Origin of the sequence: Amycolatopsis sp. NBC_01480, from assembly GCF_036227205.1 — a bacterium.
Lineage (GTDB): Bacteria > Actinomycetota > Actinomycetes > Mycobacteriales > Pseudonocardiaceae > Amycolatopsis.
The window spans coordinates 9638174-9661783 of record NZ_CP109442.1 but is presented as its reverse complement, the minus strand read 5'-3'; the positions used below and the strand labels follow the sequence as shown (position 1 = coordinate 9661783).

The window sequence follows — 23610 nt, the reverse complement described above, 5'->3', positions numbered from 1 at the left end:
TTAGGTTTCGGCCCACCCCAGAGTGTTTTCGAAACTTTTCGAACCCTTCGATGAGGAAGGTGCACCATGACACCGGGCACACGCCGGACGACGCGTTTCGCGGCCGGACTGGCGGCACTCCTGATCTTCACCACCGCTTGCGGCACGAGCGGCCCCTCCGGCGCGAGCGGCGGCAAGCCGACCGCCTGGGCCCTGACCGGCGGCGACGAGCAGGTCTTCCGGACCTCGTTCGGCACGGCCGGGATCGACGGCCAGTTCTTCGGGAACGACGCGTACAAACAGAAGATCCGCTCCGCCGTCGGCGCGGGACAGGCCCCCACCCTGGTCTACAGCTGGGGGAACGGCGGCATGCTCAAGTCCTGGGTCGCCGCGGGCAAGATCATGGACCTGACCCCGGAGGTGGCGAAGGACCCGGCGCTGACCGGCCGCTTCCTGCCGGCGGTGGCGAAGTCCGGCGTCATCGACGGCAAGACCTACGCCGTGCCGAACAACAGCATGCAGCCGGTTTTCCTGTACTACAACAAGGATCTCTTCACCCGGATCGGTGCGCAGCCGCCGAAGACCTGGGACGAGCTGATGGCGCTGGTGCCGAAGTTCACCGCGGCCGGGATCGCCCCGTTCTCGCTCGGCGGGCAGAGCAAGTGGCCGCAGCTGATGTGGGAGGAGTACCTGGTCGACCGGATCGGCGGGCCCGGCGTCTTCGGCGCGGTCGCGGCGAACAAGCCGGGCGCCTGGTCCGATCCGGCGATCCTGGACGCGAACCGGAAGATCCAGCAGCTCGTCGACGCCGGCGGGTTCGTCAAGGGGTTCAGCTCGATCAGCACCGACAGCAACGCCGACACCGCCCTGCTCTACACCGGCAAGGCCGCGATGTACCTGATGGGCTCGTGGGCCTTCCCGACGATCAAGGAGGCCGATCCGGACTTCGCCGCGAAGCAGCTCGGCTACACCACTTTCCCGGCCGTCTCGGATGGGAAGGGAAACCCGGCGGACATCGTCGGCAATCCCGCGAACTACTGGTCCGTCTCGGCCGGGGCGTCGGACGCGCAGAAGCAGGCGGCGGTCCAGTACCTGCGCACCGGCGTCATGAGTGACACGTATGTCGACGCCCTGCTGGCCGGCGGGTCGGTGCCCCCGGTCAACGGGATCGAGGCGAAGCTGGCCAAGGCCCGGGACCCGCAGTATCTGTCCTATGTGTACGGTCTGGCGCGCAACGCGCCGAACTTCCAGCTCTCCTGGGACCAGGCCGTCTCGACCGGCCAGGCCGACGCGCTGCTGGACAACCTCGACCAGGTGTTCCTCAAGCAGATCACGCCCGAGCAGTTCTCGGCGAACATGAACGCGACGATCGGGAAATGACCCTCGTCCGTGAGCGGACCGCCGTGCGGCGCGAGCCCCGCGCGGCGGCCCGCGGCGCCACGCCGCACCCGATGATGATCGCGCCCGCGCTGCTGTTCTTCGCGATCTTCGCGCTGCTCCCGCTCGGGGGAGTGGTGGTGCTGAGCCTGATGAAATGGGACGGCATCGCCGATCCCGCCTGGACCGGGCTGGGCAACTGGTCCGCCGCGCTGGCCGACCCGGCCACGTACCACGCGATCGGCCTGAGCCTGCGGGTGATGGTGGTCAGCTGGCTGTTCCAGACGCCGGTTTCGCTGCTGCTGGGCGTGCTGACCGCGGGCCGCGGCCGGTACCGCGCGGTGCTGGGCGTGCTGTACTTCCTGCCGCTGCTGCTGTCCTCGGCCGCCATCGCCATCGCGTTCAAAGCCTTGCTGGACCCCAATTTCGGGATGAGCCGCGCGTTCGGCATCGCCGCGCTCGCCCAGGACTGGCTCGGCGACCCGACGCTGGCGCTGTACGTGGTGATCTTCGTGATCGGCTGGCAGTTCATGCCGTTCCACACGCTGCTGTACCAGGCGGGGGTCCGGCAGATCCCGGCGCAGCTCTACGAAGCCGCCCAGCTCGACGGCGCCGGCCCGGTGCGGCAGTTCTTCCACATCACGTTGCCCCAGCTGCGTTACACCATCCTCACCTCCTCGACCCTGATGCTGGTCGGCTCGCTGACCTACTTCGACCTGGTCTTCGTGTTGACCGGCGGCGGCCCCGGCGACGCGACCCGGTTCCTGCCGCTGGACATGTACCTCAACGGTTTCTCGAACAACGACATGGGCCGCGCGAGCACCCTGGCCGTGCTGCTGGTGGTCGCCGGGCTGGCGCTTTCGCTCGGCCTCGCGCGGTTCGCCCGCTTCTCGCGCGGCAGCCAGCAGGAGGGCGCGTGATGAGGCCTCGCCCCAACGTCGCCGGCGGTCTCGGCGGTTTCGTCTGGCTGCTCATCGTGCTCGTGCCGGTGTACTACATCGTGGTGACGAGCCTGCGCGGGCAGCGCGGCTTCTTCGACGCGAACCCGCTGGCGCCGCCCGCCGACCCCACCCTCGAGAACTACCGGCTGGTGCTGAGCAACGACTTCCTGCGGTACCTGGTCAACAGCCTGACCGTCACGGCCGGCACGGTGGTGATCACGGTCGCGGTTTCGCTGATGGCGGCCTACTACGTGGTGCGGGGCCGCACGTGCCTCTCGAGGTCCGGCTACACCGCGTTCCTTTTGGGACTCGCGATTCCGTTGCAGGCCACCATCATCCCGATCTACTACCTGATCACCCGGGCCCACCTCTACGACACGCTGCTCGCGATCATCCTGCCGTCGGTGGCCTTCGCGATCCCGCTGTCGGTGGTGATCCTGGCCAACTTCCTGCGCGACGTGCCGAACGAGCTGTTCGAGTCGATGCGCGTGGACGGCGCCGGGCACTGGCGGATGCTGTGGAGCCTGGTGCTGCCCATGGTCAAGCCGGCCATGATCACCGTCGCGGTCTACGACGGGCTGAACGTCTGGAACGGCTTCCTGTTCCCGCTGATCCTGACCCAGAGCGCGGACCAGCGCGTGCTGCCGATGGCGCTGTGGGCGTTCCAGGGCCAGTTCCGCGTCAACATCCCCGCCGTGCTGGCCGCGGTCGTGCTGTCCACGCTGCCGGTGCTGGCGCTGTACATCCTCGGACGGCGTTACCTGGTCACCGGCCTGACCGCCGGGTTCGGCAAGTAACCCGACCGCTCCCGTTGTTCTTCGCAGCCCCCTTGCGCCGTCGGTAGTCAGTGCTACTATCTACCGGTAGCTAGCACTACTGAGTAGTTGGAGGCGGGTCGTGGGCAAGCAGATGACGGAGATGCTCAAGGGCACGCTGGAGGGCATCGTCCTGGCGATCCTGTCGGTGCGGCCCGCGTATGGGCAGGAGATCACCGCCTGGCTGCGGGAGCAGGGTTTCTCGGACATCGCCGAGGGCACGGTGTACGCCCTGCTGGTCCGGATGGAGCAGCGCGGCCTCGTCGGCGCGGAGAAGGTCCCGTCCGAGAAGGGGCCGCCGCGCAAGGTCTATTCGCTCAACGGCCAGGGGCAGGAATACCTCAACGAGTTCTGGAGGACGTGGAGCTTCCTCGCGGAACGGCTCGAACAGCTCCGTGAAGGGGGGCTCTCATGACAACCCAGGCGGCAATACACGTGCAGGGGCTGGAGAAATCGTACAAAGACCTGAATGTGCTGTCCGGAGTGGACTTCGACGTGGCGCGGGGCAGTATTTTCGCCCTGCTCGGCTCGAACGGCGCGGGCAAGACCACGGTCGTGCGGATCCTGTCCACACTGCTCAAGGCGGACGCGGGGACGGCGAGCGTCGACGGTTTCGACGTCGCCGCGCAACCGGCCGAGGTCCGGGAGGCGATCAGCCTGACCGGGCAGTTCGCCGCCGTCGACGAGATCCTCAGCGGGCGTGAGAACCTCGTGCTCATCGCGCGGCTGCGGCACCTCAAGCGGCCCGGCGAGATCGCGGACGGCCTGCTGGAACGCTTCTCGCTGGCCGACGCGGCCACGCGGAAGGTGTCGACTTACTCGGGTGGCATGCGCCGCCGTCTCGACATCGCGATGAGCCTCATCGGGAATCCGCCGGTGATCTTCCTGGACGAGCCGACCACCGGGCTCGACCCCGAGGCCCGCATCGAGGTGTGGGACGCGGTCAAGGGCCTCGCCGCGAGCGGCACCACGGTGCTGCTCACCACGCAGTACCTCGACGAGGCCGAACAGCTCGCCGACCGGATCGCGATCCTGCACCAGGGCCGGATCATCGTGAACGGCACCCTCGCCGAGCTGAAGCAACTGCTCCCGCCCGCGAAGGTCGAATACGTCGAGAAGCAGCCGACCCTCGAGGACGTCTTCTTCGCCGTCGTCGGGGACCACAGTAAAGACGCAACGCCGGCCCGGACAAGCGAGGAAAGATGACCACACACTTCTTCGGCGACTCCACCGTCCTGTTGGGACGATCGCTGAAACACGTCACGCGCAGCGTGGACACGATCATCACGACCGCGGTCACGCCGATCGCCATGATGCTGATGTTCGTCTACGTGTTCGGCGGCGCGATCAACACCGGATCGGCCTCGTATGTGAACTACATGCTGCCCGGCATCCTGCTGATCACCGTCGCCTCGGGCGTCGCCTACACCGCGTTCCGGCTTTTCACCGACATGAAGAGCGGCATCTTCGAGCGTTTCCAATCGATGCCGATCGCCCGGTCCGGGGTGCTGTGGGCGCACGTGCTGACCTCGCTGCTCGCCAATCTGATCTCGCTGGTGATCGTCGTGGGCGTCGCGCTGCTGATCGGTTTCCGGTCAGGCGCCGGAGTTCTGGGCTGGCTCGCGGTCGTCGGCATCCTGTTCCTGTTCACGCTGGCGCTGACCTGGCTGGCCGTCATCCCCGGCCTCACCGCGAAGACCGTGGACGGTGCGAGCGCGTTTTCCTACCCGCTGATCTTCCTGCCGTTCCTCAGCTCGGCCTTCGTGCCGACCGGCACCATGCCCGGCCCGGTGCGGGCCTTCGCCGACCATCAACCGGTCACGTCGATCGTCAACGCCATCCGCGACCTGTTCGCCGGGCAGCCGGTCGGCAGCGACCTCTGGATCGCCCTCGCCTGGTGCGTCGGCCTCCTCGTCGCCGCGTACACCTTCGCCATGGTCATCTACCGCCGCAAGATCTCCTAGCGGCTTTACTCCACAACGGAGCCCAAGGAGGGCTGGAAATGAAATTCTGGGAGACCATCACCGGCAGCGATCTCACCCGGGAATCGAAGGAATTCGAAGCCCGGGCCGCGGTTCTGCCGCCGGAGTACCGGGCGGCGTGGGAAGAGATCAAGGGGCAGCTTCTGCCCTACGGGGACTTCACCGGCCGGAACCTGATGCCGATTCTCGATGGCGCGCTGGGATTGCTCGAAGAGACCGCAGCCGACGGGCTGGCCATTCACGAGGTGCTGGGCGACGACATCGCCGGCTTCTGCGCGGCGCTGGCCGGCGGAGAAGGCGGCCGGGGCTATCGCGACCGGTGGCGCAAGCAGCTGAACCGGAACGTCGCCCGCAAACTGGGCCAGTTGGGAGACTGAAATGGGCATCCAGGACATCATCGAAGGCAAGAAGCGGTGGCGGGCGCACGTGGCGCGGGTCAAGGCGCTCCCGCCGGACTACCGGATCGTCTACCAGGAGATCCAGCGGTACCTGTTCAAGGTCGGGCCGGTCGACCTGGCGGAGGGGAATCTGCTCTCCGGCATCGTCGATTTCTTCGAAGAGGGCGTCGCGGCCGGCAAGGGAGTGCTGGAACTCATCGGCTCGGACGTCGCCGCCTTCGCCGACGACCTGATCAAGGATTCGCCGACCTATGCGGACCAGTATCAGGAGTCCGTCCGGCGCAAGCCCGGCACCGCCGGCTGACCGGCCGCGAAAACCCGCTGTGTAACGATGGGCCGCATGACTCTCGGTCCAGAAGATCGCCCGGCCGCCGAGGCGCTGGACGCCAGTGATCCCCTGGCGTTCGCGCGGGCGCGGTTCTCGATGCCGGAAGGCGTCGTCTACCTGGACGGCAACTCCCTGGGGGCGTTGCCGTCCGGGGTGCCGGCGGCGGTGCTGGACGCGGTGCACCGGCAGTGGGGACAGGACCTCATCGGCTCCTGGAACGGCAACGGCTGGTGGACGCTGCCGGAGCGGGTCGGCGACCGGATCGGCGCGCTGGTCGGCGCGGCGCCGGGGCAGACGATCTGCGGTGACTCGACCAGCGTGCAGCTGTTCCAGGCGCTCACCGCGGCCGCGCGGCTGCGGCCGGACCGCCGCGTCCTGCTGACCGACACCGCGAACTTCCCGACCGACCAGTACCTGGCCGACGCCGTCGCGCGGCTGCTCGGGCTCGAGGCCCGCCGCGTCGATCCGGCGGCGCTGGAGGTGGGCCCGGACGTCGCGGTGGTGGCGCTGAGCGTCGTCGACTATCGCACCGGGGAGCTGTGGGACGTCGAGGAAATCACGCGCCAGGCGCACGCGGCCGGGGCGGTGGTCGTCTGGGACCTGTGCCACGCGGCCGGTGCGCTGCCCATGGACCTCGACGGCCTCGGCGCGGACGCGGCGGTCGGCTGCACCTACAAGTACCTCAACGGCGGGCCCGGGTCCCCGGCCTGGCTGTACCTCCCGCATCGGCATCAGGCGGCGGCCGATCTGCCGCTGACCGGCTGGATGGGCCGGGCGGACCCGTTCGGGCTGGCCGGGGCGTACGAGCCGGCCGAGGGCATGGCGCGGGCGAGGATCGGCACGCCGCCGGTGCTGTCGATGGTGGCCCTGGAAGCGGCGCTGGACGTGTGGGAGGGGGTGGACCTGGCGGCCGTGCGGGCGAAATCCCTGGCACTGGGCGATTTCCTGATCTCGATGGCGGACGGGCTGCGCCAGCACGGGCTGACCGTGGTTACCCCGCGCGAGGGCGCACGACGGGGCTCGCAGGTGTCGCTGCGCCACGAAAAGGCCTACGAACTCGGCCAGGCGCTGATCGCCAGGGGAGTGGTCGGCGACTTCCGGGCCCCCGACCTGCTGCGGCTGGGCCTGGCGCCGCTGTACCTGCGGTACGTCGACGTGTGGGACGCGATGCACGCCCTGTCCGAGATCCTCGCGTCGAACGAGCACGAGGCCCCGCAGCACCGCCGGGACCAAACGGCGGTCGTGACCTGAGGCGATCCGGCTACGCCGCGGCCCAGTCGACAAACAGGGGGAAACCATGTCCGAGCTGCCGGCCGGAGATCGTCGCGCCACCGAGGTGTGGCCGCTGGTGCACGCCGAACGGGCCGCGCTGGCCGACGATCTCGCCGATCTGACCGAAGAGCAATGGGCTGCGCCGTCGCTCTGCGAAGGGCTGACCGTTCGCGAAGTGCTGGCGCATGTGAGCGCGGGCGCCGGCCTCGGCCCGCTGCGGTGGCTGGCGGGGGTGATCCGCTGCCGGTTCGACTTCGACCGGCAGGTGCTGATGCGGCTGCGCGAGCAGCTGGGCTCCTCCCCGGCCGACACGCTCGCCCGGTTCCGCGACCGTCTCGCGAGCACCACCAAACCCCCGCTGCCGACCCTGGCGATGCTCGGTGAGGTGATCGTGCACGGCGCGGACATCCGCCGTCCGCTGGGCCTGCACCGCGACGTCCCGATCGACACGCTGACCACGGCGGCCGAGTACTACGGGCAGTCCGATCAGGTGGTGCTGGCGCGCGGCCGCGTCCGCGACCTCCGGCTGGCCGCCACGGACGGCCCGTTCACCACCGGACCCGACGACGGGCCGCTCGTGTCCGGGCCGACCCTCGCGCTGATCATGGCGATGACCGGGCGGGCCGCCTACTGCGACGATCTTGAGGGCGCCGGGGTGGCGACTCTGCGGTCCCGCTGCTGAGGACTCGTGAGTGTTTGTGACGGTTAGAACCGTCACAAACACTCACGAGCTTTTACAGCGCCAAACGATACGCACCGGACTGCGCGGTGCCCGCGAACAAATACCGCCCGTCCCCACTGACCGTCAGCGAGAGCACCCTGGAGTCCGGCAGCTCACCCGACAATGGCGACCAGCTGCGGCCGAAGTCCGTGCTGCGCAAGACACCCGCGCCGGCCGCGCTGGCCGCGAACCACACGCGCGGATCAAACGGATGCGCCACGATCTGGCTGAACTCGCGCGGGTTGGCGCCGGCGTGGACCTGCCGGAACGTGCGGCCGTTGTCCTCGCTCAGCCGTAGTCCGTTGCCGCCCACCAGGATGCTGCCCCAGGGGCTGAGCGAAAGGGTGCTGACCGGCTGGTCGGAAACCCGGTTCCAGGTCTTGCCGCCGTCATCGGAGCGGAACAGGCCGCTGGTGCCGCCGCCCCAGACCCGGTCCGGGTGCCACGGGTCGCCGGCGAGGGTGAGGAAGCTCGGCGCCGCGGACTTTTCCCAGTGCTGACCGGCGTCAATGCTGCGGTAGAGCACGTAGCCCGTCTCGGTGAACGCGGGGATCAGGAGCCGGTCCGGATCGGCCGGGTGCGCCAGGATCGCCTGCGCCGAGCCCGCGATGGCCTTGCCGATCAGCTGCCAGGTGCGGCCGCCGTCGCCGCTGCGCAGCACGTCCAGGCTGAAGCCGTTTTTGGTCACCTGCCAGACCACGTCCGGCCGGCCCGGGGAGACGGACAGGTACGCGTTCTCGTGCAGCCGGTCGCCGGGATGCGACTGCCACGAGCGCGTCGACGGGGTGATCTTTCCTTGCGGCAGCGCGGAATTGTAGATCTCCTGCACCCCGGCGGCCACCACGCTCTGCTGCCATAAGTACCTGGTCGTGACGAGCTGGCGGATCGATTCGCCGGGCACGCCGAGCTGCTGGTAACCGCTCTTGCCGCCGTCGGCGTACACGCCCCGGTACACCGCGGAGATCAGCGTCGTCGCCGGTTTTCCTGCTCCCGCCGGGAGATCGACGATGTCGGTGGTGCCCTCACCGGGCGCGGGCACCGGCTTGCGGGCCCAGGTCCGGCCGCCGTCCGTGCTGACGTCCAGGTCCTGGTACGTGCCGATGTAGAGGCGGCCGCCGACGAACCGCGGTTCGCGCAGGGGCTGGCCGGTGGGGTCGTCGCGCAGCACGGTCCAGGTCCGGCCGCCGTCGGCGGAGCCCCGCAGCTGGGTGCCGACCGTGACCACGAGCTGCCGTCCGTCCGACGCGACCTGCGAGACCTCGCCGTCGGTCCGGTAGACCTGCTCGGCGCTCGGGTGCTCGCTCGTGACGCCGCGGATGGCCCACAGCGCGTAGTCCGGGTGGACGGTGGTGAAGTAAGCGTCGTCGCCCACCAAAGTCAGCTTCAGGTCGCCGACCGGCGCGGCGATCCCTTGCCGCGGCCAGGTTCGCGGCACGTCACGCCAGGTCGCGCCGCCGTCGGCGCTGATGCTGGTCCCGTCGAGGTTCTGCACCACGATGGTGCCGCCGGTTTTGTCGGTGGCCATGCCGAAGGCGCCGTCGGGGTACCACTGGCGCAGCGTCTGCCAGGTCTGCCCGCGGTCGGTGGTGGCCAGCAGCTCGCCGCGCCACTTGACCGGGAAGTCCACCGGGGTGTTGGCCACGGCTAGCATCCGGTCCGCGTCGGCCGGGTCCACGAAGAACCCCTGGATCGACGTGTCCTGCGGAAGCCCGCGCCGCGCGGACCAGGAGCCGCCGCGGTCGTCCGACAGCCACAGGGTGGGCGGGCTCGGCTCCATCACGGCGAGCTTGGCGGGGGAGCCGGACACCCCCAGCAGCCCGCCGATGCTGTTCGGCCCGACGGATTCCCAGCCGCCGCGGGGCCGTCCGGTCGCGTTCACGGTGGGCTGATGCGGATCGGGGGCGGCGGTGGCCACGGCGGTCGTCCCGGTGGAGACGAGCAGCGCGAGCAGCCCGAGAACCAGCGTGCTTCTGGTCGCCGATCTCAGGATGCGTCTGGTGGTCGATCTGAAGGTCATGCCGGTGATCTTGGCCCGGCCAGGGGACGCCGTATAGCGGCATTCGTCCGATCTTCCCGGCAAATCGGGGTGACGCCGGGGCCGTCCGGCAGCTGAACTCTGTCCGTTCTTCTCTTGCCAGAGCGCGACTATCGCGGCCGGGAGGGGAACGCGCACCGTGCGTGATACATCGGACCTCACCGGCTAGGGCGGGGAATGCACCCCAACGTGGCGTTCGGTGCGTTGGACGCACCGAACGCCACATCGGGTGCGTTGAGCGCAACCAACGCCACATTGGGGCGGAACAACTCAGCGCCGCTTGATCCGGCGGATGCCGCGCAGGAGCAGCGGAGTGCAGATCGCCGCGAACAGCACCAAGGCGGCCCAGGCGCCGAAGCCGCCGAAACCGCTGCCCTGATACGCCGCGGGCTCGGCGTTGCGCCAGTCGGTCGAGCCGCCGTTCGCGTCGGTGGCCTCGGGCGCCGTGGAGCTGGGGCCCGCCGACGTCTGGGGGCCGGTCGAGGTGCCCGGCCCGTTGGCGCTGGATTTGGCGCCGCCGGCGCCGCCGTGGGTGAGGGCGTCGACGCCGCCCAGGCCGGCGAACGGGTCCTGCGGCGCGGTGGCCCCGGCGCCGAGGCTGCCGTGGAACGTGGGATTGGCGCAGTTGCCCGCGTTCAGCTGCTTGGCGGGCTGCCCGGTGAGGCGGGCGTTCGCGTTCATCATCTCCTGCGACAGGTTCGGCGGCAGCGGTGAATACCCGATGCGGGCCATGTTGAGCTGGCCGTCGCAGGCGACATGCTCGATGAACGCGGCCATGGTGTCCGTTTTGGACGTGTCGGTGTAACCGCCCTTGCAGGTGTCGCGGCCGCTCGCGCACGGCGTCATCAGGTAGGAGTACGCCGAAATCGGGTACGTCAGCGGGTTCGGGTTGGTGTACACCCCGGACAGTTCCTGGCTCAGGTCCGGGCGCAGGTTCGCCTTCGACAGCGCCGCCGCGATGTTCGCCGCGTACGGCAGGGTGTACTGCCCGGCCTGGTTGTCGACCCACGCGGTGGGCGCGTTGTACTTCTTGGCGTAGCCGAATTCGTCGTAGCCGATGGAAAACGGGACGCTGCCGTTGGCCACGGTCTGCGCGATCTGGTCGGAGTCGGCGAACAGCCGGTAGAAGTCAGCGTCCGGGCCCATGGTGGGCAGCTGGATCGGGCGGACGCCGGGCGGCAGCGGGCCGATGCCCTTGTCGGCGTTGCGGCTGACAAAAGCGTTGTACGCGCCGGCCGCGACGTGCGCCACGAAGTCGTAGAACAGCGCCGTGGTGCCGGATTGGCCGCTGCGCCCGATCAGCGTGATCGGCTGGTCCGGCAGCGCGAAGCCGCCGTTGGTGGTGGTGATCGCCGGGTCGTTCCAGCGCGTGATGTCGCGGGAGAAGATCCGCGCGATGGTCTCCCGCGTCAGGTGGAGCGAGTCGACGCGGCGCCCGGCCGCGTCGGTCACGTTGTACATCACCGCGACCGCGCCCGCGACGTCCGGCACGTACTGGTACCCGCGCTGGTTCGCGCTCAGCCCGCCGCCGCCCGCGGCCTGCAGCGAGCTGACCTCGGCCTCAGTGCCGGCGAAGTCGACGGTGCGGTCGCCGTACTGGTTCACACCCGCGGGTGAGCCCAGCGCGCTGTAGTTGACCGGGATGCCCTGGGAATTGGCGCCGTTCTGCCAGTCGCTCATGGCGAGCCCGACGTAGGTGGACCCGGACCCGTTGACCTGGACGAAGGCCTCGGCGGCGGGGGCCAGCAGCAGCTGCGCCGCCAGCACGAGGGCGGCGCAGCCGAGTACCGGCCAGCTCTTGCGGTGCATCAGAAAGGCTCCCGGTCAGCCGAAACGGCCGTTGACGTAGTCGTGGGTGCGGCTGTCCTCGGGCTCGCCGAAGATCTGCTCGGTGGACCCGTGCTCGACCACGCGCCCCGGCTCGTTCTCCCCGGCCAGGAAAAACGCGCAGTGGTGCGAAACCCGCTGGGCCTGCTGCATGTTGTGCGTGACGATCACGACGGTGACCTCGTCGGAGATCTCCACGATGGTCTGCTCGATGCGCCGGGTGGAGGTCGGGTCCAGCGCGGAGCAGGGCTCGTCCATCAGCAGCACGTTCGGCTGCACGGCGAGCGAACGCGCGATGCACAGCCGCTGCTGCTGGCCGCCGGACAGCGCGCCGCCAGGGGAGTGCAGGCGGTCGCGCACCTCGCGCCACAGCCCGGCCCGCTCGAGGCTCTGCTCGACCAGCCCGTCCTTGTCGTCGCATTTGACGCCGGCCAGCTTGAGCCCGGCGAGCACGTTGTCGCGAATGGACATCGCGGGGAACGGGTTGGGCTTCTGGAAGACCATGCCGATCCGCAGCCGGGCGTGCTGGGCGCGGGTTCCGTCCGCGTAGATGTCGGCGCCGTCCAGCAGCACCTCGCCGGCCAGGCCGGCCGAGGGCACCAGCTCGTGCATCCGGTTGAGGATGCGCAGGAAGGTCGACTTGCCGCAGCCGGACGGACCGATCAACGCGGTCACCTCGCGCGCGGGCATGGCCAGCGAAACGTCCTCCAGCACCAGCCGGTCGCCGAACCAGGCGTGCACCCCGCGGGACTCCAGGGCCGCGGCGCCGGGCGGCGGCCCGCCGACCACGCGCACGGGCTGGGGCGTGTCGAGGATTTCGGTCACCGGGCACTCCTGGGTTTGGTCCTACGGCCGGACCAGCGTTTGCGGCCGATCAGCCGGGTCAGCGCGAACAGCGCGAAGATCAGCAGGATCAGCACCAGAGCGCCGATGTACCCGCGTTCCTGCGCCGAGGCGAGGGGTTCCTTGATGTAGCGGTAGACGAAGCGGGGCAGGCTCTCCTGCGGGTCGCTGAACGGGTTGTAGTTCATCGAAAGCGAGCCGAACGAGGTGAACAGCAGCGGCGCGGTTTCGCCGACCACGCGGGCGATGCCGAGGATGATGGCGGTGCTCACGCCGGTGCGGGCGGTCGGCAGCACCACCGACCAGACCGTGCGCGCGCGGCTCGCGCCCAGCGCCAGCGAGGCTTCGCGCAGGCCGTCCGGAACCAGCCGCAGCACCACGTCGACGGTCCGGGTGACGGTGGGCAGCATGATCATCGTCAACGCGAGCGTCGCCATGAAGCCGGAAAAGCCGGACTGCACCGGCGGCAGGATCAGCGCCGCGTACACGAACAGGCCGGCCACCACCGAGGGCAGGCCGCTCATCGCGTCCACGAAGATCCGCACCGGGCGGCGGAACCGCGAGCGGGTCTCGTTGAGGAACACCGCGGTGAGCACCCCGAGCGGGACCACGAACACCAGCGCCAGCGCGGTCTGCTCCAGGGTGCCGACGATCGCGTGCAGGCCGCCGGTCGCCGTCGCGGGATCGGTCGGCGCGACCGAGGACATGTCGTGGGTGAAAAACGCCAGGCGCAGGCTCGGCAGGCCCTTGGTCACGATGTAGCCGAGCAGGAGCAGCAGCGGCACCAGTAGCCCGGCGGCGCCGCTGACCACCACGGCCGACACCAGCCGGTCCGTCGCGGCCAGACGCCCGAGCCGGTCGCGGGTGACCAAGTACAGCATCGCCAGGTACAGCAGGTAGGCGACGACGAGGTCGGCGAGCCAGCCCGGCGAAGTGAGCAGCTCGTGCATCAGGAACCAGGTCAGCAGGGTGGCCGAGACCGCGCAGCCCAGCGCGACCCAGCGGTCCTGCGAGGTGGTGGCCGAGGTGCGGCGCCGGACCGGGGGCGGGGCCGGCGGACCGGGAGTGTCCACTGTGTCCACTGCGGTGAGATCGTCCACAGTGTCCTCAGCCGGGTCGAGTGCGTCCTTGACGGAGGTCATCAGGCGTCCACTCCCACTCCGGAGCGGCTGCGGGAGATGATGACCGAGGCGGTGAAGTTGGTCGCCAGGGTGAAGACGAACAGCACCAGCCCGGCCGCCATCAGCCCGTTGAGGCCGATCCCGGACATGCCCGCGTTGTTGGCGATGAACCCGGAGATGGTCGCGCCGCCGAATTCGAGCAGGTGGCTCGTCACCACCGGAACCTGGGGCAGCAGCAGGGAAACCGCGATCGTCTCGCCGAGCGCGCGGCCCAGGCCGAGCATCGAGCCGCCGACGATCCCGCCGCGGCCGAACGGCAGCACCACCGTGCGGACCATGCCCCAGCGCGTGCTCCCCAGCGCGAGCGCGGCTTCCTTCTCGCCGGCCGGGGTCTGGGTGAACACCTCGCGGATCACCGAGGTGGTGATCGGGATGACCATCAGCGACACGACCAGCCCGGCCACGAACATGGAGTTGAACAGCACCGCGCCCGGCTTGGTCGAGAACAGCGGGAACCAGCCCAGGTTCGAGGTCATCCACTCCGAGAGCGGCGTGATGTACGGCCGCAGGAAGCTGAAGCCCCACAACCCGTAGAGCAGGCTGGGGATCGCGGCGAGCAGGTCCACCAGCCCGGTCAGGAACCCCCGCATCCGCCCGCTCGCGTAGTCGCTGATGAACAGCGCGGCGAGGATCGACAACGGCACCGCGAACGCCACCGCGATCAGCGCCACCACGATCGTGCCGTAGATCAGGCCGAGCACGCCCAGCTGCCCGGACGCCGCGTCGAACTGGATGGTGGAGAAGAACCCGAAGCCGCTGATCTGGAAGGCCGGCACCGAGCGGTAGACGAGGAAGAAGCCGATCACGACCAGGAGGCCGAGAACCGACAGGCCGGCGCCGGTGGTCACGCGCCGGAACGCGCGGTCGGCTCGCGACGGCACGTCGGCGATCGCCAGTGGCTCCGGGGGCGGGGCGCCCGGAGCGGGTGTCGTGACAGTCACGGCAGCGAGTATTCCGACCGCCGGGACGCCGAAGTTGGACGAGCAGCGAAGGCCCGACGGCGCGTTCGTGAACCGCTTCGGGCCTTCCCCCTGCTTTGTTGACGGGGCGCACGGGGGTGGGGAGGTTGGCACCATGAACGGCTTGAGACGGGTAGTGCTCGTGTTCGCCAGTGGCCTGCTGGCCGTGCTGGGCCTGGCGGTGGTGCCGTCCGCGTCCGCCCAGACCACCACTCCACCACTGACCTACACGGTCCAGACCAGTGGCGCCGACCTCGCGCACGCGCAGGACGGAGACCCGCTGCACATCACGGTCTCGGGCCTGCCCGCCGACGCCACCGCGACCTTCTACGTCTGCCCGGCCCAGCTTCGCGACTCGCTGCTGAAGTCGCAGCTGGACCCGGTGACGAAGAAGCTCGTCTGGGTGCCCGACCCCTCGCTCTCCAACCGGGTCAACGCCTACTGCGGCAGCTTCAACGACGAGCTGTCCGGCGCCCCGTTCCAGACACCGCGATCGGAACGGGGCCGTAGCGCGCTGACCCAGTCGGTCGTGTTCGACACCTACGTGCCGCGGGGCTCGTCCGCGCCGAAGAACGTCAGCTTCGACCCGGAGTTCACCACGCTGAACCCGAGCGCGACGATCCCGTGGCCGGCGAACCCGGGCAAGAAGCAGTACTCCTACACCTGCGACGAGACCCACCCGTGCACGATGATGCTGAAGCTCACGGGAAAGCCGGCCGGTGCCACCGTCTCGCAGACGGTTTACGACAGCTCGATCACCTTCACCGCGACCACTCCGGGGCTGAAGATCCAGGGCTGCGGCGGGGTCGGCGCCGGCACGGTCACCGCGAGCATGCCGGAGCGGTTCGGCCGGACGGCCGTGGCCTGGAACCAGCTGCTCTGCGCGCCGACGAAATCGGCGCAGCCGGCCAACATCCTGGCCGAGACCGAGGACACCGGGCTGACTTCGTTCGACAAGGGCGACTCCGACGTGGTGTTCACCGGCTCCGGCAGTGCACTGGCGGCCCAAAACGTCCGGACCCGCAGCTACGTCCCGGTGGCGCTCAACGCGACCGTGCTCGCCGCCGTCGGCTGGACCCCGACCGACCGCTCGGACAGCGGCGCGGCGCTGGTCGCCCGGCTGGCGTCGAACCTGCAGTTCAGCTGGGACGACGTGGCGAACATGCTGAGCAAGGGCGGTGAGCTGCCCGACGCCGCCGGCCGGGGCGGCATCTTCACCAACGGCTCCGCGTTGGTGGGCCGCAACCCCGCGCTCGCCGCGATCAGCGGGCCGACCAGCCCGGTCCAGGCGCCCGACGCCAGGGCCGGCCACTCCGACAGCACGTTCTACGGCGTCACCGGTGAATCCGGCGCCGGCTCCGTCCCGCTGGCGCTGAGCGGCAAGCTGGCCGGCCTGCCGGCTTGGACGTACGGCAATTTCCGGAGCCCGCAAGGGGTTCCGCTGCCCGGCAACGGGAAGCCGGTCGGGGTGGTGAGCGACCTCAACGCGCTCAACCTCGGGGACGACGGCGTGCACAACGTCGACGCCAAGACCGGCCGGATCAACGTCCGCAAGCAGGTCAGCAACGCCACCCTCGGCACCGGGATCGAGTGCACCAACGGCTGCCTGAACTGGGTGGTCACCGACCTGGCCACGGCGACCGAGTACGGCTGGACCCCGGTCGCACTGCCGAACGGCAAGGGCGGCTACGTCGCGCCCACCCCGGCCTCGCTGCAGGCCGCGGCCGCGCACGCCAAGCCGGCCAAGGACGGCTCACTGGAGATCACCGGGGCCGCCGACGATCCGAACGCGTACCCGCTCACTTTCGTGGAATCCCTGGCCGCGCCGGTGAACCCGCTCGTCGACGCGTCGTGTGCGCCCGAGAAGGCGAAGCAGGACCAGCTCGCGACCTTCCTCAAGGCGGCCACCAACGGCGGCCAGAACGGCTTGGGCCCGGGCATGGTGGCGCTGACCCCCGATCTCCTCTCCGCCGCGCAGGACGCCGCGACGAAGGTGGGCACGGGCACCGCCGCGTCGGCCTGCCACGAGCAGCAGGCGGCGCAGAACCCGAGTGCCGGCGGGCCCGGACCGGCTGCCTCCGGCGGCCCGGCCGGCGGGGACCTCGGTGGCAACGGACCGGGCTCGGGCGCTTCGGCCACCGGCCCGGCGCAGGACGCAGCGCTCACGATGAAGGCGCCCACCGCGGCCAGCGTCCAGGCGGCGCGGAACCTGGCCGACGGGGTCCGGATCCCGCTGTTCCCGGGCGCGGGCGCGCTGGCGGCGCTGATCCCGCTGCTGGCGCTCGTGGCGCTGGTGCTGCTGCCGTCCTCGACCGGCTACCTGACCGCGGGGAAACCCTTGCCACCCTGGGTGAACCGGTTCGCCCGCCGGCTGCGCACGCTGCGAGGCCGGGCATGAGCGCACCGGCGGCAACCCCTGCTGAGACGGCCCCGCGCCCGCCGGTGCAGTTCAGTCCCAAGTGGACAGTGGTGACCGTGGCCGGCTGGCTGGTCACCACGGCGCTCTGCTTCGGGCTGGTCGCGTACGCGCTCGGCCCGATGCTGGCGAACAACGACCAGCGGGCCGCGTTGTCCACCATCCGCGCCGGGATGGCGGAGGCGCAGGGCGCGACCCGGACCCTGCTCGGCGCCGCGCCGGTGACCAAGCCGCCGGAGTTCGGTTCGCCGGTGGCCGTGCTGGAGATCCCGAAGCTGCGGGCCCAGCAGGTCGTGCTCGAAGGCGCCGAGCCCGGCCAGACTTCGTCCGGTCCCGGGCACATCCCGGGGACCTCGGGCCTCGGCCAGCCCGGGAACTCCGCCGTGGTCGGCCGTTATTCCGGTTACGGGGCCCCGTTCGCGCAGCTGGGCGAACTGGCCAAGGGCGACCAGATCGTGGTGGCGACGACGCAGGGCCGCTCCGTCTACACCGTCACCGAGACCGCGACCCGCGACCTGAACGAGGACCGCGACTACGGCCGCACCGAAAACGACCGGCTCACCCTGGTCACCTCGGCGAGCTGGTGGCCGGGCTCGGCCTCGTCGGCCACGGTGGTCACCGCCGTGCTGGAGGGCAAGCCGTTCCGGCCCACGCCGCAGAACGGCCGGGCGGACGCGCAGGACGGCCGGACCGGCGACAGCGGTGCCTGGGCCCAGCTGATCCTGGCCTTCGGCGGGTTCGCCGCCGCGGCCGCGGGCGCGACCGTGCTGTATCGCCGCTGGCGCCCGGTTTCGACGTACGTCATCACCGCTCCGGCGTTGCTGGCGCTGGCCGTGCTGGCGGCGACGGCGGTGTGGCGGTTGTTGCCCGCTTGGGCCTGAAAGCCATTGAGCCACACAAGAACCGGCCCGGATGGGAAACCCCGTCCGGGCCGGTTCTTGTGCTGCGGAGCAGGTCAGCCGAGGGTGCAGGTGACACCGTTGGCGTCAGCGGCCAGCGGCTTGAAGCCGAACTTGGTCAGCGTGGCGGAAAGGCTGCCGGAGCACAGCTTGCTCGGGCCGGCCGCGTCGAAGCCGACCACGTTCAGCGCGGCGTCGAACGAAGGCGAGCGGGTGTCGAGCACGAAGTACACCGTGCGGGCGCCGAGGAAGCCGTCGGCGAACGCCGGGGCCAGGTTCGGGGCGGTGCCCGAGACGGGCGCGCCGTCCGAGCCGGCCCCGGTCAGGGTGCCCTCGAAGAAGCCGGCGCGCTTGTCGGTCACCGCGCCGTTGCCCTGCGCGACGAACTGGGCCACCGAGTACGGCGCGATCGCGGTCGCCTGGTCGGCGGCCGGGATGGTGTTGCCCTCGTTCTCCTGCATGCGCTTGATCGTGACCGGCTTGGTGGTCGGGTCGAAGCCGAGCACGGTGCCGGTGAAGAACGCCAGCGTGCCGGAACCGGCCTGGGGCAGGTAAACGGTGATCGGGGCGTTCGCGCCGCCGACCGCGCTCCAGTTGGTGATGACCCCGCTGTAGATGTCGCGCAGCTGCTGCAGGGTCAGGGTGACGCCGGCGCCCGAGCCGGTCGACGAGGCGGCCCAGGAGACGCCGTCCTTGCCGAAGCCGTAGTAGCGGAAGGTGGACGGGTCGCTCGACGACGGGCCCGAGGAGGAGCGGGCGATGTCGACCGAGGCGCTGCCGGCCGCGGCGGCGGTGTTCAGCGCGGTCTTGCCGGCGCCGGAGCCGTTGGGCGGGAGGTTGCCGGGGTTGGTGTAGGTGGTGCCGCCGTCGAAGGCGTCACCCGGCACCACGAAAGAGCCGCCGGCCGGGAGCACCGGCGGGACGGTGACGTAGTTGTCGGGGTCCGTGTTGGCGGCGCTGTCCGCGTTGGCAGCGGCGAAGATCGCGCCGGTGACGTCGGCGATCGTGTCGGAGCCGACGGCCGCGATGACCTCGGGGATGCCGTTCGGGCCGGGCACCGCGTTGGCAGTGCCCGGGATGAGAAGGGCGGCGCCGGCGGCGATGGCGGCGGTGATGCCCACGAACCGGGCAGTACGAGCACGCATGGGTTGTACTCTCTCTGTCTGGTCTAGACCTCGGGATTCCGGGGCCGGGACCCAACCTCGCCGAGCCCGGCAACGCCGGGCGGTTTGTTGCCTTCCCGCCCGACGGCGCGCCGGTTAATGCCCGACGAACGCACGCGCAGTGACCTGCTCAGCCCGGCAGCGGGTATTTGGTGCGCCAGTCCGCGATCCGGCCGTCCCCGACGGACTCCGCGGCCTCGCCCGCCGCGAGGGAGAACCGCTCGTAGCCTCGCTTCGCTTCGATACGGCGGCCGTAGGCGTGGCTCGCGGTCGCGATCGGCCCGCTGCCCGCGTGCAGCGCCCAGCGCCAGTCGATTCCGTGGTCATGGGTCAGTTCCAGGCGGATGCGCCCGAGGTTCGCGCACAGCCATTGGACGGCCGCCACGCATTCGTCGCCGCTGCGGTAATCGACCGTGCCCAGTCCCAGCGACGCGTTGTTGCTGCCGAGCAGCCGCCATCGGGTCGCTTCCCCGCGCCCGCCGATCAGCTGGAATCTCGGTGTCCGGCGTGGACTCGCTGCGCTGTTCATTTCTTCGCGTCCCCAGTCCGCACGGAGGCCATCCGGTGAAAGGCCGTCCTAGACACCAGGAACATCGTTGCCCGGACAGTGGAAAGTTACCGCCCACGTTTAAGGCGTGACGGCGGCCGAATGAACAGCCGGTTGTGCGCGTGCCGTGAAGGGCTCGTGAGTGGCAATGACGGTTCTAACCGTCCTAAACACTCACGAGCTTTACTGGCGCTTGCGGCGGCGAGTAGCCGGTTGTGCGCGCGCAGTTCGCTTCGGCACGTACGGGATATCGGCGAACCGGAGCGTCGCCTGAAGGCCTCGCACCGCGCGGTCGAGCCGCAGCAGCGCGATCTGCGACAGGGTGAACAGCTCGTCGACGTGCCACGCCCGCCCGGCCGCGGCGAGCACCACCGTGCGCGGCGCCTCGGTCAGCACACGGTCCGGGTCGGCGGCCGAGACCTTGGCAGCGAGCTGGGTAAGCGCTTCCGGCTCGTCGTGCAACGCCTCGGCGGACACCAGCGCCTGGGTGTAGAGGTGGCTGGCCGCAGTGGCCCGGCCGAGCCACTTCACGTGGATCAGCTCGTCGTCCGGGCCGAGCAGATCGCACAGCTCGAACCGCGGGTGCAGCGGCGTGGTCGCGAAATCCCGGTCCAGGCAGAGGAATCCTGGCTCCTGCGCGACCCGGTGGCAGTACCGGTTCTCGTCGTCGGACTCGCCGCTGGGCCGCCAGGTGAGGTCCGGCCACTCGTATTTGCGCGAGAGCAGGTCCGCCACCTGGGCGCGCATCTGCTCGACGTAGGTCTCGCCGATCCGGTACCAGCGGCCCTGGTGGAACACGTACCGGACGTGGTCGATGGTCGTCTCGAACACCAGCCAGCGCGCCACCGGCAGCGGGGTGCCGGTCTCCTGCTCGCCGGCCTCGTCGGCGCAGGTGACCACGCGCCCGGCTCGCAGCGCCTTGACCCGCCGGTCCACCGGGATCCCGGCCAGCCGGGCGGTCAGGTGCTCGAGCTCCAGCCTCGCCTCGACGTGCAGCGGCCCGCCCGGCCCGAGCCCGGTGATCCGGAACGAGCCGGCGTTCTCCGCGTCGTGCGCCGCGGCCCCGGGCCAGGTCAGGCCGAGCGTGCCTTCCTCGCCGGACAGGGCCTCGGCGAGCCGCCGTTCGAGCGTCGGCACGAGGCGGTGGTGCCGTTCCAGCGGCCGGGTCTGCGCCACGAACCGCAACGCCGATTCCGCGTCCGGCTCGTCGACGACCGCGCCCACCGCGTCCAGGTCGGCGAGGAAGGCGTCCGGCTCCTTCGCCAGCGGCGCCCAGAGGGAGTTGCCGACGCGGATCCGATAGCGCTTTCCGGTCACCCGCCCGTAGGTGAGGTCGGTCAGGTCGGCCGAGCCGGCCAGCCGGTTCACCAGGTCGCCGTAGGGCTCCAGACGGAACGCCGACAGCTCGCCGCCGCCGGGGATGGAGATCTGCGTCGCGCGCGCCGAGACGTCCAGCGCCGCGCTCGCCACCAGCCCGAGGTCGAACGGGTCCAGCCGGCGGATCCCGAACAGCAGCCCGAAGCCCTGCTCGACGTATTCGTCGTTCAGCACCAGGTGCCCGGCGCCCCACGCCACCGCGTATGTCCACGGTGGACGCGGGACGAGCAGCACCGCGAACGGCAGCGTCGAAGGCAGTTCCAGCTGGTTGCCGGTCAGCGCGGCGGCGTGCGGGACCCATGGGGGCATCTCGGTGCGGAAGGTCCCGGCGACCAGCCGGGCCGCCGTGCCCGACAGGTCGACCGGGAGGTCGGTGGTGACCTGCTCGGGCGTCAGCGACACCAGCAGGTCTTCCTCGGCCGCGGTGCCGTCGAGCCGGAAGAGGGAGACCGGTTTGCTCGGGGAGGACGGGGCAGGCATGAGACCACCACCGAAAGGTGTGTATGGGGGCGATGACAATCCAGGATAAGACGGGCATCCGGCCGTCCGGTTAATCACGCAGAGCGAATGCCGGGCGGAAGGGTGAAATCGGGTTTAACCCGGCCCGGCGAAACCCTCGTTCGTCGGGCAATGGTATCGTTTCAGCAGGTTTTCGGTAGACGTTTTCCCGGAGCATCGTTGCAGCTCAAGCGTCTGCCAGATGAGCGGGAAGTGTCGGATGGGATGCCGGTGAATGGCGTTTTAGAGAATACCGTAACAGTGCTCGAATGGCCGTATTCCGGTCCGGTTCTTGCGCTGGCCGGGGTTGTTTCTCCGCTTTTTCGTCACGGATCGTGAGTGTTGATCGCAGTGGCCGCGCCGCCGGATGGGCCAGACGGGCGCGAAACGCCCCGGGTGACGGCTCGCGGTGGCGGGTGCGCGCGTCTACTCTGGCGGAGTCGTTTTCCGGTCGGCCCGCTCCTGGGGGCAGCATGGTGGTAGTCCCGATGTTCGCGCACGGCGACCGTCTCACCCGTCGGGACCTGGAGACGATCTCGGATGAGCGACGTCGGTATGAACTGGTGGACGGGACTCTTCTAGTGAGCCCCTCCCCGCGCCCGCTGCACCAGAGGGTGGTCGCGCGCCTGCTCGCGGCGCTCACCCCGGTTTGCCCTGCGGACTGCGAGGTCCTGCCGGCCCCGGTCGACGTCGTGCTCGACGAGTACACCGTGATGATCCCCGACGTGGTGGTCGGCCGCCGCGACACGTTCACCGAGCGCGCCCTCGTCGGCGTCCCGGTGCTGGCGGTCGAGGTGATTTCCCCGTCCAGCCGCCACATCGACACGCACCTCAAGCCGGCGCGGCTGGCCGAGGCGGGCTGCCCGTACTACTGGGTGATCGACCCGCGCTCGCCCGGCATCCAGTGCTTCCGCCTCGTCGACGGCGAGTACACCCTCGACGCCGAGGCGACCGGCGAGGAGGTCGCGCGGCTCGAGCTGCCGTACCGGCTGGACCTCAGCCCCGCGGACCTGGTGTCGTCGTACTGAGCCGTGTCCTCGTGCTGAGGGTCGCGCTCAGCCCTGCCTCGCGGCCCGTTTGACGGTCCGGATCACCGGCGCCGTCTCGATGTGCGTGACGGCGGGCAGGCCGGCCACCCGGGTGGTCAGGTACTGGTACAGCTCGCGCTGATCGGCGCAGACCACGCTCGCGTACAGGTTCGTCGGGCCGGTGGTGGCGGCGGCGAACGCGATCTCCGGGTGCCCGGCCAGTGCCTTCCCGGTCTCCTCCAGGTGTGCGGGCGGCACCGAGAGCCACAGCATGGTCCGGGTGCCGAGACTGAACAGGCGCCCGTCGACGTCGAGGTCCAGGTACAGCACCCCGGCTTCGCGCAGCTCCCGCATCCGGCGCCGGACCGTCGTCGGCGACCAGCCGGTGGCCGCGGCCAGCTGCTCGAACCCGGCCCGGCCGTCGGCGGCGAGGGCGGCGAGCAGCTTCCGGTCGCCGTCGTCGAGCCGCACCGGTCCCGGCCGGTGCGGCACTGGCGGCGGGCGCAGCAGCTCGACCGCTTCCCGGCTCAGCGAGCCCCGCTTGGCGATCAGGCTGTCCGGGCCGCCGTAGAACGCGTGCAGCACCGAATGCGCGGTGACGCCCTCGACGCGTTGCGTGCGGGGGAGTTTGGCCAGCAGCAACGCTTCGCTTTCGGCCTCGCTCTCGGTGTCGACCGTGCAGGTGATCTCGGTGCCGCCCGAGGTGAGGCTCACCCAGGACGTGTCGGGGCGGCGGGCCAGCGCTTCGGCGACCGGCACGGCCGCCCCGGGCGCGCAGCGCACCCGGAGGAACCACTGCACCGCGCCCAGCGCCGCCGGGGCCACCCCGCCGAGCACCCGCAGCGCCCCGGCCGACCGTAATTTCGAGTACCGGCGGGCAATGGTGCGATCCGACACGCCGAGGGCCTCGGCAATAGTGCTGAACGGGGCCCGTCCGTCGATCTGCAGGGCGCGCACGAGCTGGCGGTCCAGCTCGTCGTAGTCGGATTCCACCGGGTGGACGCTAGCTGAGGTCGGATACCGG

22 protein-coding genes are annotated in these 23610 nt (G+C 70.4%); 13 read left to right on the top strand and 9 right to left on the bottom strand.

Features of this window, described 5'->3' with window-relative positions; all coding sequences use genetic code 11:
• Positions 1–66 precede the first annotated feature (66 nt).
• The 10 genes from OG371_RS44915 (at position 67) to OG371_RS44870 (ending at position 7774) form a co-directional block, all read left to right on the top strand.
• Positions 67–1359 carry an extracellular solute-binding protein gene (locus OG371_RS44915; protein ID WP_329063473.1) on the top strand — a complete coding sequence of 431 codons (1293 nt, stop codon included), beginning with the start codon at positions 67–69 and terminating at the stop codon, positions 1357–1359.
• Positions 1356–2276 (top strand): carbohydrate ABC transporter permease, encoded by a 921-nt coding sequence (locus OG371_RS44910; RefSeq protein ID WP_329063471.1) that lies wholly within the window; start codon positions 1356–1358, stop codon positions 2274–2276. Before OG371_RS44915 ends, OG371_RS44910 begins: the two co-directional genes overlap by 4 nt.
• Complete coding sequence (locus OG371_RS44905; RefSeq protein ID WP_329063469.1) at positions 2276–3094, top strand: carbohydrate ABC transporter permease; 819 nt, start codon at positions 2276–2278, stop codon at positions 3092–3094. The genes OG371_RS44910 and OG371_RS44905 overlap by 1 nt, the downstream gene beginning before the upstream one ends.
• 100 nt (positions 3095–3194) lie before the next feature.
• Positions 3195–3527, top strand: a complete 333-nt coding sequence (locus OG371_RS44900) for a PadR family transcriptional regulator (RefSeq protein ID WP_329063467.1) — start codon at positions 3195–3197, stop codon at positions 3525–3527.
• Complete coding sequence (locus tag OG371_RS44895; protein ID WP_329063465.1) at positions 3524–4318, top strand: ABC transporter ATP-binding protein; 795 nt, start codon at positions 3524–3526, stop codon at positions 4316–4318. Before OG371_RS44900 ends, OG371_RS44895 begins: the two co-directional genes overlap by 4 nt.
• The gene (locus tag OG371_RS44890; protein WP_329063463.1) at positions 4315–5076 is read left to right on the top strand and encodes an ABC transporter permease; all 762 of its coding nucleotides are present in this window, start codon (positions 4315–4317) and stop codon (positions 5074–5076) included. Before OG371_RS44895 ends, OG371_RS44890 begins: the two co-directional genes overlap by 4 nt.
• 38 nt (positions 5077–5114) lie before the next feature.
• On the top strand, positions 5115–5471 hold the full coding sequence (locus OG371_RS44885) for a DUF1048 domain-containing protein (RefSeq protein WP_329063461.1): 357 nt from the start codon (positions 5115–5117) through the stop codon (positions 5469–5471).
• A 1-nt stretch (position 5472) separates the two neighbouring features.
• On the top strand, positions 5473–5796 hold the full coding sequence (locus tag OG371_RS44880; RefSeq protein WP_329063458.1) for a DUF1048 domain-containing protein: 324 nt from the start codon (positions 5473–5475) through the stop codon (positions 5794–5796).
• A gap of 36 nt (positions 5797–5832) precedes the next feature.
• Positions 5833–7071 carry a kynureninase gene (gene kynU / locus OG371_RS44875; protein WP_329063456.1) on the top strand — a complete coding sequence of 413 codons (1239 nt, stop codon included), beginning with the start codon at positions 5833–5835 and terminating at the stop codon, positions 7069–7071.
• A 46-nt stretch (positions 7072–7117) separates the two neighbouring features.
• Positions 7118–7774 (top strand): maleylpyruvate isomerase family mycothiol-dependent enzyme, encoded by a 657-nt coding sequence (locus OG371_RS44870; protein ID WP_329063454.1) that lies wholly within the window; start codon positions 7118–7120, stop codon positions 7772–7774.
• Between the two features lie 52 nt (positions 7775–7826).
• Here OG371_RS44870 and OG371_RS44865 read toward each other — a convergent pair whose 3' ends face one another.
• The 5 genes from OG371_RS44865 to pstC form a co-directional block, all read right to left on the bottom strand.
• On the bottom strand, positions 7827–9830 hold the full coding sequence (locus tag OG371_RS44865) for a peptidase S8/S53 subtilisin kexin sedolisin (protein WP_329063452.1): 2004 nt from the start codon (positions 9828–9830) through the stop codon (positions 7827–7829).
• Between the two features lie 288 nt (positions 9831–10118).
• Positions 10119–11657: a substrate-binding domain-containing protein gene (locus OG371_RS44860; RefSeq protein ID WP_329063450.1), complete on the bottom strand. Its 1539-nt coding sequence runs from the start codon at positions 11655–11657 to the stop codon at positions 10119–10121.
• Between the two features lie 15 nt (positions 11658–11672).
• Positions 11673–12500, bottom strand: coding sequence for a phosphate ABC transporter ATP-binding protein (locus OG371_RS44855; protein WP_442876056.1), 828 nt, complete (start codon positions 12498–12500; stop codon positions 11673–11675).
• Positions 12497–13660 (bottom strand): phosphate ABC transporter permease PstA, encoded by a 1164-nt coding sequence (pstA, locus tag OG371_RS44850; protein ID WP_329063448.1) that lies wholly within the window; start codon positions 13658–13660, stop codon positions 12497–12499. The genes OG371_RS44855 and pstA overlap by 4 nt, the downstream gene beginning before the upstream one ends.
• Positions 13660–14640 carry a phosphate ABC transporter permease subunit PstC gene (gene pstC, locus OG371_RS44845; protein ID WP_329063446.1) on the bottom strand — a complete coding sequence of 327 codons (981 nt, stop codon included), beginning with the start codon at positions 14638–14640 and terminating at the stop codon, positions 13660–13662. The genes pstA and pstC overlap by 1 nt, the downstream gene beginning before the upstream one ends.
• 133 nt (positions 14641–14773) lie before the next feature.
• Here pstC and OG371_RS44840 point away from each other — a divergent pair, with 133 nt between their 5' ends.
• Together OG371_RS44840 and OG371_RS44835 are read left to right on the top strand one after the other, a co-directional pair.
• A complete protein-coding gene (locus OG371_RS44840; RefSeq protein ID WP_329063444.1) occupies positions 14774–17056 on the top strand; it encodes a hypothetical protein in 2283 nt (760 codons plus the stop codon).
• The gene (locus OG371_RS44835) at positions 17053–17955 is read left to right on the top strand and encodes a sortase (protein WP_442876055.1); all 903 of its coding nucleotides are present in this window, start codon (positions 17053–17055) and stop codon (positions 17953–17955) included. Before OG371_RS44840 ends, OG371_RS44835 begins: the two co-directional genes overlap by 4 nt.
• A gap of 74 nt (positions 17956–18029) precedes the next feature.
• Here the strand turns inward: OG371_RS44835 and OG371_RS44830 are convergent, their stop codons facing one another.
• The 3 genes from OG371_RS44830 to OG371_RS44820 all read right to left on the bottom strand — a co-directional run bounded on the left by OG371_RS44830 (position 18030) and on the right by OG371_RS44820 (position 21540).
• Entirely contained in the window at positions 18030–19118 is a 1089-nt protein-coding gene (locus tag OG371_RS44830; RefSeq protein WP_329063442.1) for a substrate-binding domain-containing protein, read from the bottom strand.
• Positions 19119–19266: 148 nt separating this feature from the next.
• Positions 19267–19665 carry a DUF1508 domain-containing protein gene (locus tag OG371_RS44825; protein ID WP_329063440.1) on the bottom strand — a complete coding sequence of 133 codons (399 nt, stop codon included), beginning with the start codon at positions 19663–19665 and terminating at the stop codon, positions 19267–19269.
• A 201-nt stretch (positions 19666–19866) separates the two neighbouring features.
• Positions 19867–21540, bottom strand: coding sequence for a TIGR04141 family sporadically distributed protein (locus OG371_RS44820; RefSeq protein ID WP_329063437.1), 1674 nt, complete (start codon positions 21538–21540; stop codon positions 19867–19869).
• Between the two features lie 506 nt (positions 21541–22046).
• Between OG371_RS44820 and OG371_RS44815 the strand changes: the two genes are divergently transcribed.
• Entirely contained in the window at positions 22047–22586 is a 540-nt protein-coding gene (locus OG371_RS44815) for a Uma2 family endonuclease (RefSeq protein WP_329073435.1), read from the top strand.
• Between the two features lie 27 nt (positions 22587–22613).
• Here the strand turns inward: OG371_RS44815 and OG371_RS44810 are convergent, their stop codons facing one another.
• The gene (locus tag OG371_RS44810) at positions 22614–23579 is read right to left on the bottom strand and encodes an Lrp/AsnC family transcriptional regulator (RefSeq protein WP_329063435.1); all 966 of its coding nucleotides are present in this window, start codon (positions 23577–23579) and stop codon (positions 22614–22616) included.
• Positions 23580–23610 lie beyond the last annotated feature (31 nt).

What these genes read in the sequence shown, in the direction of transcription:
- OG371_RS44915 (WP_329063473.1), top strand. Translation starts at nt 67, where the DNA reads ATGACACCGGGCACACGCCGGACGACGCGTTTCGCGGCCGGACTGGCG.
- OG371_RS44910 (WP_329063471.1), top strand. Translation starts at nt 1,356, where the DNA reads ATGACCCTCGTCCGTGAGCGGACCGCCGTGCGGCGCGAGCCCCGCGCG.
- OG371_RS44905 (WP_329063469.1), top strand. Translation starts at nt 2,276, where the DNA reads ATGAGGCCTCGCCCCAACGTCGCCGGCGGTCTCGGCGGTTTCGTCTGG.
- OG371_RS44895 (WP_329063465.1), top strand. Translation starts at nt 3,524, where the DNA reads ATGACAACCCAGGCGGCAATACACGTGCAGGGGCTGGAGAAATCGTAC.
- OG371_RS44890 (WP_329063463.1), top strand. Translation starts at nt 4,315, where the DNA reads ATGACCACACACTTCTTCGGCGACTCCACCGTCCTGTTGGGACGATCG.
- OG371_RS44885 (WP_329063461.1), top strand. Translation starts at nt 5,115, where the DNA reads ATGAAATTCTGGGAGACCATCACCGGCAGCGATCTCACCCGGGAATCG.
- OG371_RS44880 (WP_329063458.1), top strand. Translation starts at nt 5,473, where the DNA reads ATGGGCATCCAGGACATCATCGAAGGCAAGAAGCGGTGGCGGGCGCAC.
- kynU (WP_329063456.1), top strand. Translation starts at nt 5,833, where the DNA reads ATGACTCTCGGTCCAGAAGATCGCCCGGCCGCCGAGGCGCTGGACGCC.
- OG371_RS44870 (WP_329063454.1), top strand. Translation starts at nt 7,118, where the DNA reads ATGTCCGAGCTGCCGGCCGGAGATCGTCGCGCCACCGAGGTGTGGCCG.
- OG371_RS44865 (WP_329063452.1), bottom strand. Translation starts at nt 9,830, where the DNA reads ATGACCTTCAGATCGACCACCAGACGCATCCTGAGATCGGCGACCAGA.
- OG371_RS44860 (WP_329063450.1), bottom strand. Translation starts at nt 11,657, where the DNA reads ATGCACCGCAAGAGCTGGCCGGTACTCGGCTGCGCCGCCCTCGTGCTG.
- pstA (WP_329063448.1), bottom strand. Translation starts at nt 13,660, where the DNA reads ATGACCTCCGTCAAGGACGCACTCGACCCGGCTGAGGACACTGTGGAC.
- OG371_RS44840 (WP_329063444.1), top strand. Translation starts at nt 14,774, where the DNA reads ATGAACGGCTTGAGACGGGTAGTGCTCGTGTTCGCCAGTGGCCTGCTG.
- OG371_RS44835 (WP_442876055.1), top strand. Translation starts at nt 17,053, where the DNA reads ATGAGCGCACCGGCGGCAACCCCTGCTGAGACGGCCCCGCGCCCGCCG.
- OG371_RS44830 (WP_329063442.1), bottom strand. Translation starts at nt 19,118, where the DNA reads ATGCGTGCTCGTACTGCCCGGTTCGTGGGCATCACCGCCGCCATCGCC.
- OG371_RS44825 (WP_329063440.1), bottom strand. Translation starts at nt 19,665, where the DNA reads ATGAACAGCGCAGCGAGTCCACGCCGGACACCGAGATTCCAGCTGATC.
- OG371_RS44820 (WP_329063437.1), bottom strand. Translation starts at nt 21,540, where the DNA reads ATGCCTGCCCCGTCCTCCCCGAGCAAACCGGTCTCCCTCTTCCGGCTC.
- OG371_RS44815 (WP_329073435.1), top strand. Translation starts at nt 22,047, where the DNA reads ATGTTCGCGCACGGCGACCGTCTCACCCGTCGGGACCTGGAGACGATC.